This window comes from Polymorphospora sp. A560, from assembly GCF_045781765.1.
Lineage (GTDB): Bacteria > Actinomycetota > Actinomycetes > Mycobacteriales > Micromonosporaceae > Polymorphospora > Polymorphospora lycopeni.
Window position 1 is genome coordinate 7,518,246 of sequence record NZ_CP122282.1, and the last position, 16,730, is coordinate 7,534,975.

A 16,730-nucleotide genomic window follows, 5' to 3' on the forward strand; every position below is an offset into this window, starting at 1 on the left:
CGACGTCCGGTCCGGCACCTGAGCCGGCGCCGGCTCAGGTGCCGGCGAGGATCATCGGCTGGACGACAAAGAAGCCGCCGGGGTCGGTGCCCTCCGGGTCGCCCTCGTGGGGCAGCCGCTCGATGCAGACCAGGCCGGCTTCGGCGTACACGTGACCGGGTTGCCAGTCGGTCTTCTGCCGGTTGGTGATGCCGACGGTGAGCACCGAGCGGGACAGTTCGGCGCCGGTGGCCGGGTCGAGGGTGACCAGTTGCCCGCCGGTGACCAGCAGGTGCAGCCGGCCAGGCTGGCTGGCCAGCAGGCGCACCGGCGGCACCGACAGGCCGGCGACCGCCGGCCCCGACGGTGCGGGTGTCCCGGTCGGCGCGGTGGTGTCGACGTCGCGGCTCCACCGCGGCGCACCGCCGTCCAGCGAGGTGGCGACGACCGTCGTGGGGTCGTCGCCGGGGGCGACGACCGTGTCCCCGGCGACGAGCGCCGTGGGCGGGTCGAGGGCGGGCACCGGCACCGGCGTCGGGCCGGCCGTCGACCAGCCGCGCCGCGCACCGGCGCTGAGAATCCGTACGGCGGGGCAGTCGGACGCGGCCGCCGCGCAGCTCACCCCGGTCACCTGGAGCGGTTTGCGGGCTTCCTCGGGCTGCCAGCGGGTCATCGCGCCGGTCGTCACGTCGTACAACTCGACCGGCGGCTCCTCGGTGGCGCAGACGTCGACGGTCAGGAAGGCTCCGCCGGTCGTGGTGAACCCGGTCGCCCGGCAGTTGGGTCGGTCGTACCTGGCCTGCCAGAGTTCGCGGCCGGTGGCGGCGTCGAAGCCGCGTACCTCGGTGGAGTTGCCGGCGATCAGCACCGGCGTGCCACCGGGCGGGTTCGCGGTGTGCAGCCCGTGCGGCCGGTAGACGATGTCGGCGCCGGTACGGCCGCCGGTGTATCCGGAGTCGATCGGCTCGGGTCCGGGGGTGCGCCAGCGCACCTCGCCGGTCAGGCCGTCGAGTCCGACGAGTTGGCCGTCGGACCACCGGCTGACGACGGTGTCGCCGGTGACGACCACCCCGACGAGTTGTTCCGGCCACCGGCGGTACGACCAGTACGGGCTGCGTTCGGTCTTGGCGTCGACCGGCCCGTCGGCGCGTACCTGGCGGGTGGCGGCGTAGATCCGCAGCTGGCCGGCGACGACCAGCGGGGCCGAGGTCAGTACGCCCCGGACGCCGGGACCGGGCTGCTCGCTGGCCGCCGGGAACGGCCCGGCCTGTGTCGTGCTCACCTCGGCCGGGGCGAGGACCCGTACGGCGATGGCGGCGGTGCCGGCGATGACCCCGGCCGCCAGGGCTGTGGCGGCGGTGATCCGCAGCCAGCGGGGTCCGCTCGACACGAACCGGCGAATCCCCATCTGCGCACCTCCGCGGGAACCCTATCCAGCGGAGATCGACCCGGTCTTGCCTCCCCCCTCGGCGGGGCTGCCTCGGAGGCAAGCGCTAGGTCGTCAGGTGCGTGGTTCAGACGGCGGCGATGCCACCGGTGTAGCTGGCGTCGGCGATCCCGTCGTAGTTGGTGTCGACCTCGGCGTACTCGGCCACGCCGTCGCCGTTCACGTCGTAGGTGACGATGTCGACGAGGCCGTCGCCGTTGGTGTCGGCCTGGGCCAGGATGCCGCCGTGCTCGTCGACCTCGACCCGGACCAGGTCGTCGTAGCCGTCGCCGTCGACGTCGGTCTCGATGAACTCAACCATTTCGCTGTCTCCTCTGTGTCGTACTGACAGGGAGAAGATTAGAAGCATCCGCGCGCCGGCGACTCCCCGATCAGTGCCAGCCGGCGCACCCTGATCGGCCGGCGGTCACCTGGCTGGCCGGACGGTGCCGCGGACCTCGCCGAGCGCCACGGTCGTGCCGTTCGGGCCGGGCGCGGTCGCGGTGACCGTCACGCTGTCGCCGTCTTCGAGGAAGGTGCGTGACGTGCCGTCGTCGAGCTGTACCGGCTCGCTGCCGCCCCAGGTCAGTTCGAGGAAGGAGCCGGTCTGCGACCGGTCCGGGCCGGAGACGGTGCCCGAGGCGAAGAGGTCGCCGGCGCGCACCGACGCCCCGTTCACGGTGAGGTGGGCGAGTTGCTGCGCCGGGGTCCAGTACATGGTCGCGAACGGTGGCCGGCTGACCGTGGTGCCGTTCCAGTCGACGGTCAGCCGCAGGTCGAGCCCGAGGTGCGGCGCGTCGGCGAGGTAGTCGAGCACCGCCGGGTCCTGCGCCGGGGCCGGCACCCAGGCGTCGGCGAGCGCCTCCAGCGGGGTGACCCAGGCCGACACCGAGGTGGCGAAGGACTTGCCGAGGAACGGCCCGAGCGGCTGGTATTCCCAGGCCTGGATGTCGCGCGCCGACCAGTCGTTGACCAGCACGATGCCGAAGACGTGGTCGGTGAACCGGTCGACGGGCACGGGTTCGCCGAGTTCGGTCGGTACGCCCACCACGAAGCCGACCTCGGCCTCGATGTCGAGGCGCCGGCTGGGGCCGAAGACCGGACCGTCGGGGGTGCCGCGCTGCCCGGACGGGCGGACCACCGGCGTATCGGAGACCACCACCGTGCCGGCCCGCCCGTGGTAGCCGATCGGCAGGTGTTTCCAGTTCGGCAGCAGGGGCGGCTGGCCGGGGCGGAAGATCTGCCCGACGTTGGCCGCGTGGTGTTCGGAGGAGTAGAAGTCGACGTAGTCGCCGACGGCGAACGGCAGCAGCAGCTCGACCTCGGCGAGCGGGACGAGCAGCGGCTCGACGGCGGCCCGGTGGTCGTCGTCGGTGAGCAGTTCGACGATCCGGCTGCGCACGGCCGTCCACTGCGGACGGCCGAGGGTCAGGAACTGGTTGAGCACCGGCTCGCGCAGCGCGCCGCCGGCGAGGATCAGTTCGGCGGCTTCGGCGCCGTCGAGGTCGAGCACGAGGTCGGCGATCCGTACGCCGATCCGGGCCCGGCCGTCCGCGGGGCGGAACACCCCGTACGGCAGGTTGTGCACCCCGTACGGCGATCCGGCCGCACCGTCCACCCAGCTCATCACTCGAATCCCCCGTCCACCAGGCCGAGCCTGATCAGGTCGGTCAGCGGTTCCAGGATGCTGCACGAGCCGAAGCCGATCCACAGCGGCCGGTCGGCGGCGCGGCTGGCCCGGGCCGGTTCGATCAGCGGCACCGGATCGGTGGCCGCGAGCAGTTCAGCGACCTCGGCGACCTCGGCGCCCCGCTCGGCGGCGAGGGTGCCGGCCAGCACGTTGAGGAAGCCGTGGTGGGTGAAGCCGGTCTCCGGGTCGGTGTGCCGCAGCGCGTGGTGCAGCCCGGCGGTGAGTTTGAACGGCAGGCGCCGGTCGCGGCAGGCGCAGACGACGGCGGCCAGTTCGACGGGGGTGGGGAAGAGTTCGGCGGCGAGTCCGCCGGTGCGGAACTTCGCCGCGACCGGGACGCCGTCGGCGCGGGCCGCGGCGAGGGTGTCGAGGGCGGCGAGCAGCCCCCAGGTCAGGGGCACCTCGGCGTAGACGGGGACGTCGGGCCAGTCCTGCCGCATGGCGAGCAACGCCTGGAGGCCGGGCTGCGGGTCCTGGCTGCGTTTGGCGACGGCGGCCTCGACCTGGCGGACGGCGAGCCGGGGGTCGGCGCCGGCGACCGTCGCGGGCAACTTCTCCAGCGGTACGTCGGCGACGACGCCGATCTCCAGCCGCTCGTCGGCGGCCAGGAGGGCGGGCACGTTGCCGAGGTCGGACGCCGGCACCAGCAGCGGGCCGACGAGTGACGCGTACCAGCCGCCGCGGTGCCCGCGGTGGGCGGTGACCGCGTCGGTCAGCGTGGCGCTGCCGGGCGGGAAGACGGCGGCGTCGTCGACGAGGCCGGTGTAGAGCGCGGGAATCAGCGCCGATGGTGAGTCGGTGGGGGACGAGGCCCGGCGTCCGTGCGTTGACACAAGCAGAGAACCTACGGGACGCTACGAGGAGCGGACAATAGTGTCCGATAATAGGACGACACCGTTCGGTGTTCGGAACGGAACGGAGGGTGGCCATGCCCTACTACCGCACCGTAGGCGAGATCCCCCGCAAGCGGCACACCCAGTTCCGCCAGCCCGACGGCAGCCTCTACGCCGAGGAGCTGATGGGCCAGGAAGGCTTCTCCTCCGACTCGTCCCTGCTCTACCACCGTCACCTGCCGACCGCGATCGTGGCGGCCGAGGAGTTCACCCCACCCGCCTGGTCACGGGTGCCCAACCTGCCGCTCAAGCCCCGTCACCTGCGTACCCACAAGCTCGACACACCCGGCGCCGACCCGGTGCTCGGCCGGCACCCGCTGCTCGCCAACGACGACGTCACCATCTCGTACGTCGTCGCCGACCGCCCGTCGCCGCTCTACCGCAACGCGGTGGGCGACGAGTGCCTCTACGTCGAGTCCGGCGCCGCCCAGATCGAGTCGACCTTCGGGGTGCTCGGGGTGACCGCCGGCGACTATGTGATCATCCCCACCTCGGTGATCCACCGGATCGTGCCGGTCGCGCCGGTCCCGCTGCGCCTGTTGACGATCGAGGCGACCGGGCACATCGGCCCGCCGAAGCGCTACCTGTCCGTACGCGGGCAGTTCCTGGAGCACGCCCCCTACTGCGAGCGCGACGTACGCGGCCCGGCCGAACCACTGCTGGTCGACGGCACCGACGTCGAGGTGCTGGTCCGGCACCGGCGCGGCTGGACCAACCACGTCTACGCCAACCACCCGTTCGACGTGGTCGGCTGGGACGGTCACCTCTACCCCTGGGCGTTCTCGATCCACGACTTCGAGCCGATCACCGGCCGGGTGCACCAGCCGCCACCGGTCCACCAGACGTTCGAGGGCCCCAACTTCGTCATCTGCTCGTTCGTCCCCCGCAAGGTCGACTACCACCCGCAGGCGATCCCGGTGCCCTACAACCACCACAACGTCGACTCCGACGAGATGCTCTTCTACACCGGCGGCAACTACGAGGCCAGGCACGGCTCCGGCATCGAGCAGGGCTCGATCTCGCTGCACCCGTCCGGCTTCACGCACGGCCCGCAGCCGGGCGCGGTCGAGCGGGCCATCGGGGTCGACTACTTCGACGAGCTCGCCGTCATGGTCGACACCTTCCGGCCGCTCGACCTATGCGAGCCGGCGCTGTCCTGCGAAGACGCCGGCTACGCCTGGACCTGGGCCCGCAACCCCGGCCGCTGACGGTCGGCGTCGGCCGGCGGCAGCGGTCGGCGGCAGCGGTCGGCGGCAGCGGTCGGCGTCCGGCCGGGCGCCGGCCCGGTCACGGCTGCCGGGTACGGAACACCGCGAGCTGGGCCACCGCCGTCGCCACGATCGCCAGCACCAGCGGCCACGGCGTGCCGACCGCCGCGTAGAGCAGGACCAGGAACGGGCCGGCGATCGAGGCGTACACCGCCAGGGCCATCAGCCGGTCCGTGCGCAACAGCTCCGACAGCATCCTGCCGATCGCGCCCGGCACCCGGGCGGCCATCACGCCGACGACCACGAAGCCGACCACGCCGGCGAACCCGGCCATGAAGCGGGAGATCGGCTCGTTCGCCGCGGCCATGAACGCGACCAGGACCGCGCCGACGATCGTGTAGCCGGCGCCGTAGACCACGAGCTGCCGGACCGTCTCGCCGACGGTCCGCTTGACCGGCTGCGGCTCCGCGACCGGGGTCAGGTCGACCCGGTCGGCCAGTTCCTCCAGGGCCAGCGCGTAGCGTTTGCGCTCCAGCCGGATGACGCCGGTGTCTTCGCGGGCGTCGGCGAGCGACGGGTCGAGCCGCAGCGCCTCCTGGTAGGCCCGTTCCGCCAGGTCGAAGAGCTGCAGCCGGGCCGCGACCAGGGCGAGCACCAGGTGCGCCTGCGGTTCCTCCGGGGCCAGTTCGGCACCCCGCCACGCCGCGTTGATCGACTTCTGGCCGTTGCGGGAGCCGGCCAGGATCGCGGCCGCGCTGCGGTGGGCGTACGCGTCGTCGGGTGCGCGGGCCAGGATCTCGTCGGCGACCTGGGCCGCCTCGCCGAACCGTCGCAGGTCGACGAGTGCCATCCCGCGGGCCACCAGCGCGCCGGGCAGTCCCGGCGCCGCGGCCAGGGCGGCGTCCGCGGCCGCCAGGGCCTCCGCCGGCCGCTCCGCCGCCAGGTGTACGCGGGCCAGCACGGTCAGCGTCGTCGGGTCGCCCGGCCGGCCGCCGCTCCCGTCGGTCAGCTCGTCGGCGGCCTCGTCGTATCGGCCCAGGTCGGCGAGCATCTCGGCCCGTCGTACGTGGCCGTCGTCGGACATGGCGTCCGGGTGGGGTGTGGCGTCGCTGGACACCGTCCGAGCCTAGCCGGCACCGTCACCTACCCCGCCGGTGCCTTTCAGCCGGCCGCGAGCCGGCCGTGCCGGTGGTGGCCGGGGATCAGCGTGGCAGCGCCGGGTCGGCGTGGATCAGCGCGTCAGCGCCGGGTCGGCGTGGATCAGCGCGTCAGCGCCGGGTCGGCGTGGATCAGCGCGCCAGCGCCGGGTCGGCGTGGATCAGCGCGCCAGCGCCGGGTCGGCGTGGATCAGCGCGACGGCGATGGCGGCCAACCCCTCCGCGCGGCCGGTCAGCCCCAGGCCGTCGGTGGTGGTGCCGGCCACGGTCACGGGTGCCCCGGCGGCCCCGCCGAGCGCCCGCTGCGCCTCGTCACGCCTGGTGCCGATCTTCGGGCGTACGCCGACGACCTGGATGGAGATGTTGCCGATCTCGAAGCCGGCGTCGCGTACCCGGCGGGCGGTCTCGGCGAGCAGCACCACACCGGCCGCTCCGGCCCACTCCGGCCGGTCGGTGCCGTAGTTCGAGCCCAGGTCGCCGAGCCGGGCGGCGGACAGCAACGCGTCGCAGGCCGCGTGGGCGGCCACGTCGCCGTCGGAATGCCCGGCCAGGCCGTCCTGGTCGGGCCAGAGCAGGCCGGCCACCCAGCACGGCCGGCCGGCCTCGAACGCGTGCACGTCGGTGCCGATGCCGACCCGGGGAACGATCACGGGTCGAAGCGTACGCCGCCGGACAGAAGGTGCTCGGCGAGCATCAGGTCGAACGGCCGGGTGATCTTCAGCGCCAGTTCGGAGCCCGGTACGCAGGTGACCGTACCGCCGCTCTTCTCGACCAGGCCGGCGTCGTCGGTGAGCGGGTCGAGGGCGGCGGCGTGGGCGGCGACGAGCACCGACCGGCGGAAGCCCTGCGGCGTCTGTACGGCCCGCAGCACCGACCGGTCGACGGTGCCGAGCACGACGTCGTCGGCCGACACCTCCTTGATCGTGTCGGTCACCGGCAGCACCGGAATCACCGCGTCGTGGCCGGCGCGGACCCGGGCGGCGACCAACTCGACGAGCGTCGCCGGGGTCAGCGCGCGGGCCGCGTCGTGGACCAGCACGATCTGCGGCCCGGGCGGTACGGCGGCCAGTGCGGCGGCGACCGACTGCTGGCGGTCCGCTCCGCCGGGTACCACCGTCACCGGGGCGACCGGGGCGAGCAGTCGACGTACGTGGTCGACGTCGGCGGCCGGCGCGGCGACCACGATCGTCGCGACGGACGGCGCCTCGGCGACGCGGCGTACGGCGTGGACCAGAAGCGGCTCGCCACCGAGTAGCCGCAGCGCCTTGGGGCCGCCGGGGCCGAGCCGGACGCCGGCACCCGCCGCAGGAACGAGGACCGCGACGTCACCGCGCGGGTTGAGCTGCGCGGTCACGTCGCGGTCCTCGTCGAAAACAGTGTGTGGGTTGTGGGCCGGGCTTCTCAGGCCTCGGTCAGCACCTTGTCGAGCAGCGTCTCCGCCTCGTCTTTGGTGCTCTTCTCGGCGAGCGCGACTTCGCCGACGAGGATGTCACGAGCCTTGGCGAGCATCCGCTTCTCCCCCGCCGACAGGCCGCGCTCCCGCTCCCGGCGCCACAGGTCACGCACGACCTCGGCGACCTTGAGGGGGTTACCGGAAGCCAGCTTCTCCAGGTTTGCCTTGTAACGCCGCGACCAGTTGGTCGGCTCCTCGGTGTGCGGAGCCCGGAGCACGTCGAAGACCTTACCCAGACCTTCTTCGCCGACCACCTCGCGCACGCCCACGATCTCGGCATTCTCGGCGGGCACCCGGACCGTCAGGTCACCCTGAGCGACCCGCAGGACGAGGTATTGCTTAGGCTCGCCCTTGATGACCCGAGTCTCGATTGCCTCGATGAGTGCGGCCCCGTGGTGGGGGTAAACAACGGTCTCGCCGACACTGAAATCCATAGGTTCGAAACCCCTTTCGCTGTGTCTAGGGTAACACGCTCAGGCACCGATGTCCCACTCCGGTCCTGACCATTAGCGCAGCTCAGAGGCCATGTGAGAGGTCTTGCTCCAGCTTGACAACCGGCCAATTCGCCATTTCCGCCACTCTCCGTGACGCCCGGATCACCAGCGCGCCGCCGAGCTGGAAAAATCGGATCTAGGACGTTGCGGTCATTCCATCATATCTCGGGTCGCTCGCCGGGTGCCGGCACTGGCAATCCCCCCGTCGTTGGGCGAGGCTGGACGACAGGGTTCTGATCGACTCCACGGTTCCGATCGACACCACGGTTCCGATCGATTCCGCGCGGAAAACCCCAGGGGGCGCCATGGGCACACCCGGCAACGGTGACAGCCGACCCGACCGCGAAGGCCTACCTGACCTGCCCGCCGAATGGGGCACGATCGTCGTTCCCGACGACGCGTCCGCACTCGACGCCGAGGCCGCCCAGGTCCGCCGCGAACTCCGTCGGCGTCGCAGGGTCGTACGCCCCGGCGCGGGTCCCGTCGACGGCCACCCCGGGAGGTTCGAACCCGCCTCCCTGCGCATCCCGCTGCTCATCGTCTCGCTCGCGGTCCTGGCGGCACTGACCAGCCTGATCGCCGTCATCTGGCAGGGCCAACGCCAGTCCGACGACACCCCGGGCACCAGCGGTGGCGGCGCCGTCCCGGCCGCCACCCTGCCGGCCCTGGACCTGACCGGCCCCGACGGCGCCCCGGTGCCCGTACGCGGCCTGCTGCCCGCCGTACTCGTGCTCGTCAAGGACTGCGCCTGCGACGCCCAGATACAGGCCGTCGCGGCCGGCGCACCGGCACAGGTCACCGTCGTACCGGTCGGCGGCCGACCGGCCCCCACCGGCGCCCCCGGGCCGGGCACCGCCCCGATCCGTCCACTGGGCGACCCGGACGCCCGGCTGGACGCGTTCGTCGACGGGCTCGTCCCCGGCCAACCCGGCCCCACGGTGCTGCTCGTCGCCGCGTCGGGACGGATCGTCCGGACCCTGCCCGCGACGACACCGGTCGAGGCGTACCGGGAAGACCTGGCCCTGCTCCCGAGCCGCTGACCGACCGGTCAGGGCACCGCCACGATCTGCACGGCGGCCTCCACCGGCCCCGGGCCGATCCTGCGGAAGGCGACGGTCATGGTGTCCTCCGCCGCCGTGACGTCGACCGACTCGAACGTGTCGCCACAGCTCAGCCGATGCCGCCGGCCCTCCGGCCCGACACCGCCCAGGCGGACCTCCAGCACACCGTTCCCCACGCACACGAACTGCACCAGGAAGCGGGCTCCGGAATCCGTCGAAATCGCCCAGCGCTGCCAATCGTCCGAATCGAACCCCCACACCTCGCGCCGTACGGTGCCGGCGAACTGCGGCAGCCGGTTGTCGGCGCTCTCCCCCAGGACGACGATTCCCGCCCCGTCGGTCACCGGCGGACTGCCGGCTTCCGGCGACCAGTCACTCTCCTCACCCACCACCGGTGAGCCGCCCAACTCCGGCCGCGGCACCCCCGCAGGCGCGGCGGACACCCACCACCCGACCCCGACGACCAGCGCCGCAACCGTCAGGAAAGCGAGCACGGCCCCGGAATACCGCTGCGAATCGTCGGTCTGCACCCGGCGACTATATGGGGCGCTTCCGGACACCGGACGAGACACTTCAGGGCTCCGGAATCCACTCCAGCAACGCCGCGTAGAGCGTCAGACCGGGACCGAACGCCAGCATCACCACGCGGCGCGGCGGACGCGCGGAACGCCGCAGCCGGTCGAGGATCAGCAGCACCGTCGGTGACGAACAGTTGCCCCGCTCCGCCAGGATCGCCCGCGACACCGCCATCGCCTCGGCCGGCAACCCCAACTCCCGCTCGACCACGCCGAGAATCCGCGGCCCGCCCGGATGCACCGCCCAACCATCCACGTCGGACAGTCGAAGGTCGTGCCGGCCCAGCAGGTCGTCGACGAGCCCGCGTACGTGCATCGACAGGACCTTCGGCACCCGTGGCGACAACCCCATCCGGAACCCGAGATCGGTCACCTCCCACGTCATGTGGTCGGCCGTCGACGTGTCCGTCACCGCGGCGACCTCCCGGACCGCGTACCCGCCGGCCCGCGACGGCAGCACCACCGCCGCCGCCGCCGCGTCCGAGAAGAGGGCGTGCGCCACGATCTGCTGGGTGTCCACCCGCGCCGACGCGGGCTGTACGTGCAGACTGGTCAACTCGACACAGAGCAGCAACGCCGGTCGCCCCCGGGCGGTGACGAAATCGCCCACCGTCCCCAGCCCGGGCAGGGCCGCGTAGCAGCCCATGTGCCCGACGAAGAGCCGCTGCGTGTCAGGCGCCATGCCCAGATCCCGGGCGAGCAGGATGTCCAGCCCCGGAGTGGCGTAGCCGGTGCACGAACACACCGCGAACAGGCCGAGGTCGCCCGCTGCCACGCCGGCGTCGGTCAGCGCCCGGCCGACCGCCTCCTTGCCCAGCGGAAGCGCCTCGACCAGATACCGCGCCATCCGCCGCTCCGTGGACCAGCCGGACAGGTCCTCCAGCAGTGGATTGACCACCGCCTGCCGGGTCGTCACCCCGGAGTTGGTGAAGATCCGTTCAGCGAGGGACCGGGTCGCACCCCCGTAGTAGCCGGCGAAATACCCCTCCCACAGATCATGCTGGGCCGCGGTGGGCGGCAGCGCCACACCCAATCCGGCGACCACCGGAACGATCCTCCGTTCACCCACCGATACGGCCTCCCGTCACCCGCCACGCTTCCGCCCGCTCACCGTGCCAACTCTTGTCCACACCGCGGGGCTCACTCGCTACGCTCGCTCACTCCTCGTACTCACCGTGCCGACCTTTGTTCACACTCCGGGGCTCACTCGCTACGCTCGCTCACTCCTCGTACTCACCGTGCCAACCTCTGTTCACACTCCGGGGCTCACTCGCTACGCTCGCTCACTCCTCGTGCTCACCAACGCGGGGTGGTTGTGTCGCGGTCCGGATCACCGCCCAGCGCCGCGACCCCCAACCAGTCGGCGCACACGTCGGACGTCGCCGGGTGCAGCGAGCCGCACCTGGCGTCGCGGTAGAGACGTTCGAGCGGATGACCACGCCGCGTCGCCGAGGTGCCCGCCGCCTCCAGCATCGACGCCGCGACCTCGGCCGCCGTCGTGCCGGCCAGCAGCTTCGCCCGCCACACCCAGCGGTTGGTCTCCGCGTCGCCGGGCGCCGCGTCGACCCGGTTGGCCGCCTCGTCGACCACCAGCCGGGCTGCCGCGACCGCCGCGTCGGCCCGGCCGATCCGGGCCCGTACGGCCGGCAGCCCGGCCAGGCCCCGCGCGTTCACGTGCTCCACCGCCGCGTCGACCGCCGCCCGCGCCACCCCGACGTAGACCGCGGCGTAGCTGGCGATCAGCCAGTGCGGCATCAGCTGGGCGATCACCAGGGCCAGCCCCTCAACACCACCGAGCAGCGTGTCGGCCGGCACCCGTACGTCGAGATGCAGGTCGTGCGAGGAGGTCGCGCGCATGCCCAGCGAATCCCAGGTCGGCTCGACCTCGATCCCGGCCAGGGTCGCCGGCACCAGGAACTGCGACACCACGTCCGGATCGGCGGCGCTGCGGGCCGCGACCAGGTAGGCGTCGGCGTTGCCGGCACCGGAGCAGAACGTCTTCGCGCCCTTGATGTGGTAGCCGCCGTCGACCGGCTCGTAGACGGTGGCGAGCTGCGACAGGCGGGAGCCGGCCCGCCGCTCGCTCATCGCCACGCCGTACCAGGATCCGGCCGCCGCGGCGGCGAGCAGCCGGTCGCGGGCGGCCAGGGCCTCGTCCGGCACGCCCAGCGCCTCCGCGGTCTGCTCGTCGACCGCGCCGAGCGCCCCGGTCACCGAGGCGTGCATGTTGAAGACCAGGGCGGTGGCCCCGTTGCCGCGGGCCAGCTCGTAGGCGACCGCGGTGTATTCGGCGAAGCTCGCCCCCACTCCGCCCAGTTCGCCCGGGACCATGAGGCCGAAGAGCCCGGCCCGACGCAGGTCGGCGAAGTCCTCGACCGGGAAGGTGCCGTCCCGGTCGTGTCCGGCCGCCCGGGCCGCCAGCCGCGGCGCCAATCGACGTGCGGCACCGATCGCATCCACCGCCATGCCTCCCCTTCCGCCCGCGGATCACGCTTCAGCTCTGCTTGACGCCACGCCCCTGGTAGAGGACCGCCGTGGACCAGGTGGGAACGATGCGGGGCGCCGGCCGGTCGACGGTCGACGCCGAACGTCCGGTAGCCGTCCGAACTACCCAGCCGGCGGTACGCCAGAACGTCGGCCGTACCCCGCGCACCCACAGACGTACGCCGTGCCGGGCGCACAGCCGGGTCAGCTCGCGCGGGTCGACGAACAGGGCCGGGTCGTGGATGCCCCGGGGCACCCCCGGCACCAGTTCGGCCAGCCGTACGGCGAGCAGCCGGCTCAGCGCGGTCGCGTTGAGGGTGTCGATGACCAGCAGGCCGCCCGGCCGCAGGATCCGGCAGATCCCGGCCACCGTGGCCGGCAGGTCCGGCACGTGTTCGAGCAGCTCGCCGGCGACCACCACGTCGGCGCAGCCGTCGGCCAGCGGCACCGCGGTCGCGTCACCGGCGACCGGGACGACGCCGTGACCGGCGGCCTGCACGAGGGCCGAGCGCACCAGGTCGACGCCGACGTGCCGGTAGCCCTTGCCGCGCAGGTGCGGGGCGAGCAGGCCGGCGCCGCAGCCGACGTCGACGAGCAGCGCGTCGGCGCGGGTGGCCGGCGGGACGAGCCGGGCCCGGGCCGCGGCCAGCCAGTGCAGCATGGCGAACGCGCCGTCCGGCTGCCACCACTGGTCCGCGAGGTCGTCGTACTGCCGGGGGTCGTTGGGCGGCAGGGCCCGCGGCCCGGCGCGGTCGTGTTCCGCGTCGACCGCCCCGGAGCTGTCCATGGGTCGAGCGTGGCACGACGGGCCGGTAACAACCAGACTTCCTCTATGTCGCGGACGGTGTTAGGGCTGATACGAGCGAGCCACCCCGAGCCGGCGGTGGCGGTGACCACGGTGTCCGCCCTGCTGGCGTGGGGGGTCGGTCACGGACCTTCCGGAATCGTCCGGGTCGCGGCGGCGGTCCTGGCCAGCCAGCTCGCGGTCGGTTGGGTCAACGACCGGCTCGACGCCGACCGGGACGCGCTCGTCGGCCGCCCGGACAAGCCGCTGGTCACCGGCGCGGCCGGCCGGCGCGCGGTGGCGATGGCGGGCCTGCTGGCGGCGGTGGCCACCCCGCTGCTGGCCGCCACGACCACCTGGCCGGCCGCGGCCTGTGCCACGCTCGCCCTGGTGTCGGCCCTGCTCTACGACTGGCCGCTCAAGTCGACCCCGGTGTCGGTGCTGCCGTATGCGGTCTCGTTCGGCGCGCTGCCCGCGTTCGTGGTGCTGGCCCTGCCGGGGGCGCCGGCGCCCCCGGTGTGGCTGGTCGGGGCGGCCGCGCTGCTGGGCGCGGGTGCCCACTTCGCGAACGTACTGCCCGACCTCGACGACGACGGGCGGACCGGCGTACGCGGGCTCGCACACCGGATCGGTGCGGCCTGGTCGCGGGGCGCCGCCGGAACGCTGCTGCTCGCGGCGACGGCGACGCTGGTGTTCGGCCCGCCGGGGCCGCCGTCGTGGGTCGGGCTCGCGGCGATCGTCGCCGCCGTCGTGGTGCTGCCCACCGGCTGGTACGCCGCGCGCCGGGCGGCCCGGCGGGGTGGTCGCCAGGTCGCCGTGTTCCGGGCCGTCATGCTGATCGCGTTGATCGACGTCGTGCTGCTCGTCGCCGGCGGCCGGGGCCTCTGACCCCGTCCGCCCGGGCCGGATCCGGCGAGGTGGCGGGCCGGATCGGGGTACGGACGGGCCGCCAACTAGTCTGGTGCGTGGTCTGTACGGGTGTGCCCACCACGCCCGGGCCGATCGGGCGCCGCCCGACGCGTCGACAGACCACGCCCCGATGTGCCGGCCGGTTCCGTGACCGGGCGGGATCGCGACGAGGAGGACCGACGTGACGCGCTCGATCAGTGGGACCCGCCACCGGGCGGCTCTGCTGGGCGGGGTGGCTCTCGCCACCGCACTGCTGGTGTCGGGTTGCGGCGCGGGCCAGATCGCCGAAACCGCGGCGAAGGCGCCGTCGGTGCCCGGCGTCAACGTCCAGTCCTCCGACGGTTCCGTCCTGATCCGGAACCTGCACGTCGTCTACCAGGGTCCCGAGGGCTACCCGGCCGGCGGCGACGCGCCGCTGGCGCTCAGCCTCTACAACCAGTCCGACCAGCCGGTGATGGTCCGGATCACCCCGGCCGCCCCCTCGGGCTCGGACAACCAGGCGACGGTGGTCTCGGGCAGCTCGGTCGTGTTCAGCGACCTGACGACTCCCGCGCCGCCGCCCGCCTCGCCGTCGGCGCCCGCGTCCCCGTCGGCGCCCGCCTCGCCGTCGGTGCCGGCCTCCACCGACACCGCCTCCCCGTCGGCCCCCGCCTCGCCGTCCGCTCCGGCTTCCCCGACCACGCCGCCGGCCCCGGCGACCCGGCCGGCCGTGATCGAGATTCCGGCGCTGGGCTCCGTCGTCATCTCCGGGACCGGCGACGAACTCCTCCAGGTCGAGGGCCTGACCACGGCGCTCACCCCGGGCAAGTCGGTCAGCCTGACGTTCGAGTTCAGCAACGGGGCGCCGCCGCTGGTCACGTCCGCGCCGACCGGGGTGCCGCTGTCGCCGGCCCCGCGCGCGACCTCGGTGACCGGCGACGAAGGACACTGACCCCCACACCGGCAACCCGGGCGGGCCACCACCTCCTCACGGCGGTTGGTGCCCGCCCGCGTCGTACCCGCTGTCTAGAGTCGTGGCGTGACCTCCCGACCCGCGTCGCGGCCCCGGGCCGCAGCCCGTGACCCGCGTCCCGCGTACGAGTGCGACGCCTGCGGCCACCAGCCACCGAAATGGGTCGGCCGCTGCCCCGAGTGCGGTGAGTGGGGCTCGGTGGTCGAGTCCACCGTCACCGGCCCGCTGGTCTCCGGGCGGGTGGTCACCTCCCGCCTGCCGTCGGAGCCGGCCCGGCCCATCGCCACGATCAGTGCCGCGCCGGCGAAGGCCCGTCCGACCGGCGTGACCGAACTCGACCGGGTGCTCGGTGGTGGCCTGGTGCCCGGCGCGGTGGTCCTGCTGGCCGGCGAACCAGGGGTGGGCAAGTCGACGCTGCTGCTCGACGTGGCCCAGCAGTGGGCGGCCGGAGCGGGCAGCCCCTCGCTGGTGGTCAGCGGCGAGGAGTCGGTGAGCCAGATCCGGTTGCGCGCCGAACGGATGGGCACCCTGCACGAGCGCCTCTACCTGGCCGCCGAGAGCGACCTCGGGGCGGTCATCGGGCACCTCGACGCGGTCAAGCCCGGCCTGCTGGTGCTCGACTCGGTGCAGACCATCTCCACCCCCGGCACCGAGGGGGTGCCGGGCGGGGTGACCCAGGTGCGGGCGGTGACCGCCGCCCTGGTCGCCATCGCCAAGGAGCGCGGGGTGGCGACCGTCCTGGTCGGCCACGTCACGAAGGACGGGCAGGTCGCCGGTCCCCGGGTGCTGGAGCACCTGGTCGACGTGGTGCTCCACTTCGAGGGCGACAAGCACTCGTCGCTGCGGATGGTCCGCGGCGTCAAGAACCGGTTCGGGGCCGCCGACGAGGTCGGCTGCTTCGAGATGCACGAGGGCGGCATCAGCAGCCTGCCCGACCCGTCCGGCCTGTTCCTGACCCGCTACTCCGAGGCCGTGCCGGGCACCTGTGTCACGGTGGCGATGGAGGGCCGGCGGGCCCTGGTGACCGAGGTGCAGGCGCTGATCGGCGCCACCGTGGCCGGTTCGCCGCGGCGGACCGTGTCCGGCCTGGACAGCGCCCGGCTGGCGATGGTGCTGGCCGTGCTGCAGCGGCGCACCGAACGGCTCACGCTGCACGACCGGGAGGTCTTCGCGGCCACCGTCGGCGGGATCCGGGTGGTGGAGCCGGCGGCGGACCTGGCGGTCGCGCTGGCCGTGGCCTCCGGCGGCCTCAACCTCGCGATCGCGCCGAATCTCGTCGCGATCGGCGAGGTGGGGCTCACCGGCGAGGTACGCCGGGTCGGCGCGGTTCCCCGCCGGCTGGCGGAGGCGGCCCGGCTCGGCTTCCGGTTCGCCATCGTGCCCAACGGCTGCGGGCCGGAGTCGACGGGAGTGAAATCCGACACGATCCGGGTGGTGGAGGTCGCCGACGTACGGGCGGCTCTCCAGTGGGCGGCCCGGGCCTCGGCCGAGTAGCCGGACCGGTAGGCGGCGACCGTCCTCTGCCCGCGCGTCGACGGGGTGCCGGCGGGACCGGCCGCCCACGTGGATGACGTCCGGATTCGAGTTGACTGTCGTCGCCCGGCCCGCGCCGGCGCCGAGTCGACCGGCGCCGGCACCGCCACGACGCACAGTGGGAGGTCACGG

At 73.6% G+C, this 16,730-nt stretch carries 17 protein-coding genes; 5 read left to right on the plus strand and 12 right to left on the minus strand.

Annotated features, from left to right (window positions below):
* Window positions 1–34: 34 nt before the first annotated feature.
* The 4 genes from QCD66_RS33875 to QCD66_RS33890 form a co-directional block, all read right to left on the minus strand.
* Window positions 35–1,387, minus strand: coding sequence for a PQQ-binding-like beta-propeller repeat protein (locus QCD66_RS33875; RefSeq protein ID WP_407566923.1), 1,353 nt, complete (start codon window positions 1,385–1,387; stop codon window positions 35–37).
* Window positions 1,388–1,493: 106 nt separating this feature from the next.
* On the minus strand, window positions 1,494–1,727 hold the full coding sequence (locus QCD66_RS33880) for a hypothetical protein (protein ID WP_357535379.1): 234 nt from the start codon (window positions 1,725–1,727) through the stop codon (window positions 1,494–1,496).
* Between the two features lie 105 nt (window positions 1,728–1,832).
* A complete protein-coding gene (fahA, locus tag QCD66_RS33885; protein ID WP_364211076.1) occupies window positions 1,833–3,032 on the minus strand; it encodes a fumarylacetoacetase in 1,200 nt (399 codons plus the stop codon).
* Complete coding sequence (locus QCD66_RS33890; RefSeq protein ID WP_375735605.1) at window positions 3,032–3,874, minus strand: hypothetical protein; 843 nt, start codon at window positions 3,872–3,874, stop codon at window positions 3,032–3,034. Before QCD66_RS33890 ends, fahA begins: the two co-directional genes overlap by 1 nt.
* 149 nt (window positions 3,875–4,023) lie before the next feature.
* Here QCD66_RS33890 and QCD66_RS33895 point away from each other — a divergent pair, with 149 nt between their 5' ends.
* Entirely contained in the window at window positions 4,024–5,196 is a 1,173-nt protein-coding gene (locus tag QCD66_RS33895; protein ID WP_375735595.1) for a homogentisate 1,2-dioxygenase, read from the plus strand.
* 79 nt (window positions 5,197–5,275) lie between these two features.
* Here QCD66_RS33895 and QCD66_RS33900 read toward each other — a convergent pair whose 3' ends face one another.
* The 4 genes from QCD66_RS33900 to QCD66_RS33915 form a co-directional block, all read right to left on the minus strand.
* Window positions 5,276–6,280, minus strand: a complete 1,005-nt coding sequence (locus tag QCD66_RS33900) for a tetratricopeptide repeat protein (protein WP_375735604.1) — start codon at window positions 6,278–6,280, stop codon at window positions 5,276–5,278.
* 234 nt (window positions 6,281–6,514) lie between these two features.
* A complete protein-coding gene (ispF, locus tag QCD66_RS33905) occupies window positions 6,515–7,003 on the minus strand; it encodes a 2-C-methyl-D-erythritol 2,4-cyclodiphosphate synthase (protein WP_375735594.1) in 489 nt (162 codons plus the stop codon).
* The gene (gene ispD / locus QCD66_RS33910) at window positions 7,000–7,707 is read right to left on the minus strand and encodes a 2-C-methyl-D-erythritol 4-phosphate cytidylyltransferase (protein WP_375735593.1); all 708 of its coding nucleotides are present in this window, start codon (window positions 7,705–7,707) and stop codon (window positions 7,000–7,002) included. The genes ispF and ispD overlap by 4 nt, the downstream gene beginning before the upstream one ends.
* 47 nt (window positions 7,708–7,754) lie before the next feature.
* On the minus strand, window positions 7,755–8,240 hold the full coding sequence (locus tag QCD66_RS33915; protein ID WP_212825823.1) for a CarD family transcriptional regulator: 486 nt from the start codon (window positions 8,238–8,240) through the stop codon (window positions 7,755–7,757).
* 365 nt (window positions 8,241–8,605) lie between these two features.
* Here QCD66_RS33915 and QCD66_RS33920 point away from each other — a divergent pair, with 365 nt between their 5' ends.
* Window positions 8,606–9,340: a hypothetical protein gene (locus QCD66_RS33920; protein ID WP_375735592.1), complete on the plus strand. Its 735-nt coding sequence runs from the start codon at window positions 8,606–8,608 to the stop codon at window positions 9,338–9,340.
* A gap of 8 nt (window positions 9,341–9,348) precedes the next feature.
* Here the strand turns inward: QCD66_RS33920 and QCD66_RS33925 are convergent, their stop codons facing one another.
* From QCD66_RS33925 to QCD66_RS33940, 4 genes are all read right to left on the minus strand, one after another.
* Window positions 9,349–9,891 (minus strand): hypothetical protein, encoded by a 543-nt coding sequence (locus QCD66_RS33925; RefSeq protein ID WP_375735591.1) that lies wholly within the window; start codon window positions 9,889–9,891, stop codon window positions 9,349–9,351.
* A 43-nt stretch (window positions 9,892–9,934) separates the two neighbouring features.
* Window positions 9,935–10,990, minus strand: coding sequence for a type III polyketide synthase (locus QCD66_RS33930; protein ID WP_375735603.1), 1,056 nt, complete (start codon window positions 10,988–10,990; stop codon window positions 9,935–9,937).
* Between the two features lie 242 nt (window positions 10,991–11,232).
* The gene (locus QCD66_RS33935) at window positions 11,233–12,402 is read right to left on the minus strand and encodes an acyl-CoA dehydrogenase family protein (protein ID WP_364211060.1); all 1,170 of its coding nucleotides are present in this window, start codon (window positions 12,400–12,402) and stop codon (window positions 11,233–11,235) included.
* Window positions 12,403–12,430: 28 nt separating this feature from the next.
* On the minus strand, window positions 12,431–13,207 hold the full coding sequence (locus tag QCD66_RS33940; RefSeq protein ID WP_364211057.1) for a methyltransferase domain-containing protein: 777 nt from the start codon (window positions 13,205–13,207) through the stop codon (window positions 12,431–12,433).
* 45 nt (window positions 13,208–13,252) lie between these two features.
* Between QCD66_RS33940 and QCD66_RS33945 the strand changes: the two genes are divergently transcribed.
* From QCD66_RS33945 to radA, 3 genes are all read left to right on the plus strand, one after another.
* Window positions 13,253–14,092, plus strand: a complete 840-nt coding sequence (locus QCD66_RS33945) for a UbiA family prenyltransferase (RefSeq protein WP_375735590.1) — start codon at window positions 13,253–13,255, stop codon at window positions 14,090–14,092.
* Window positions 14,093–14,294: 202 nt separating this feature from the next.
* The gene (locus tag QCD66_RS33950; protein WP_364211051.1) at window positions 14,295–15,044 is read left to right on the plus strand and encodes a hypothetical protein; all 750 of its coding nucleotides are present in this window, start codon (window positions 14,295–14,297) and stop codon (window positions 15,042–15,044) included.
* A gap of 87 nt (window positions 15,045–15,131) precedes the next feature.
* Complete coding sequence (radA, locus tag QCD66_RS33955; RefSeq protein WP_364211048.1) at window positions 15,132–16,559, plus strand: DNA repair protein RadA; 1,428 nt, start codon at window positions 15,132–15,134, stop codon at window positions 16,557–16,559.
* Window positions 16,560–16,730 lie beyond the last annotated feature (171 nt).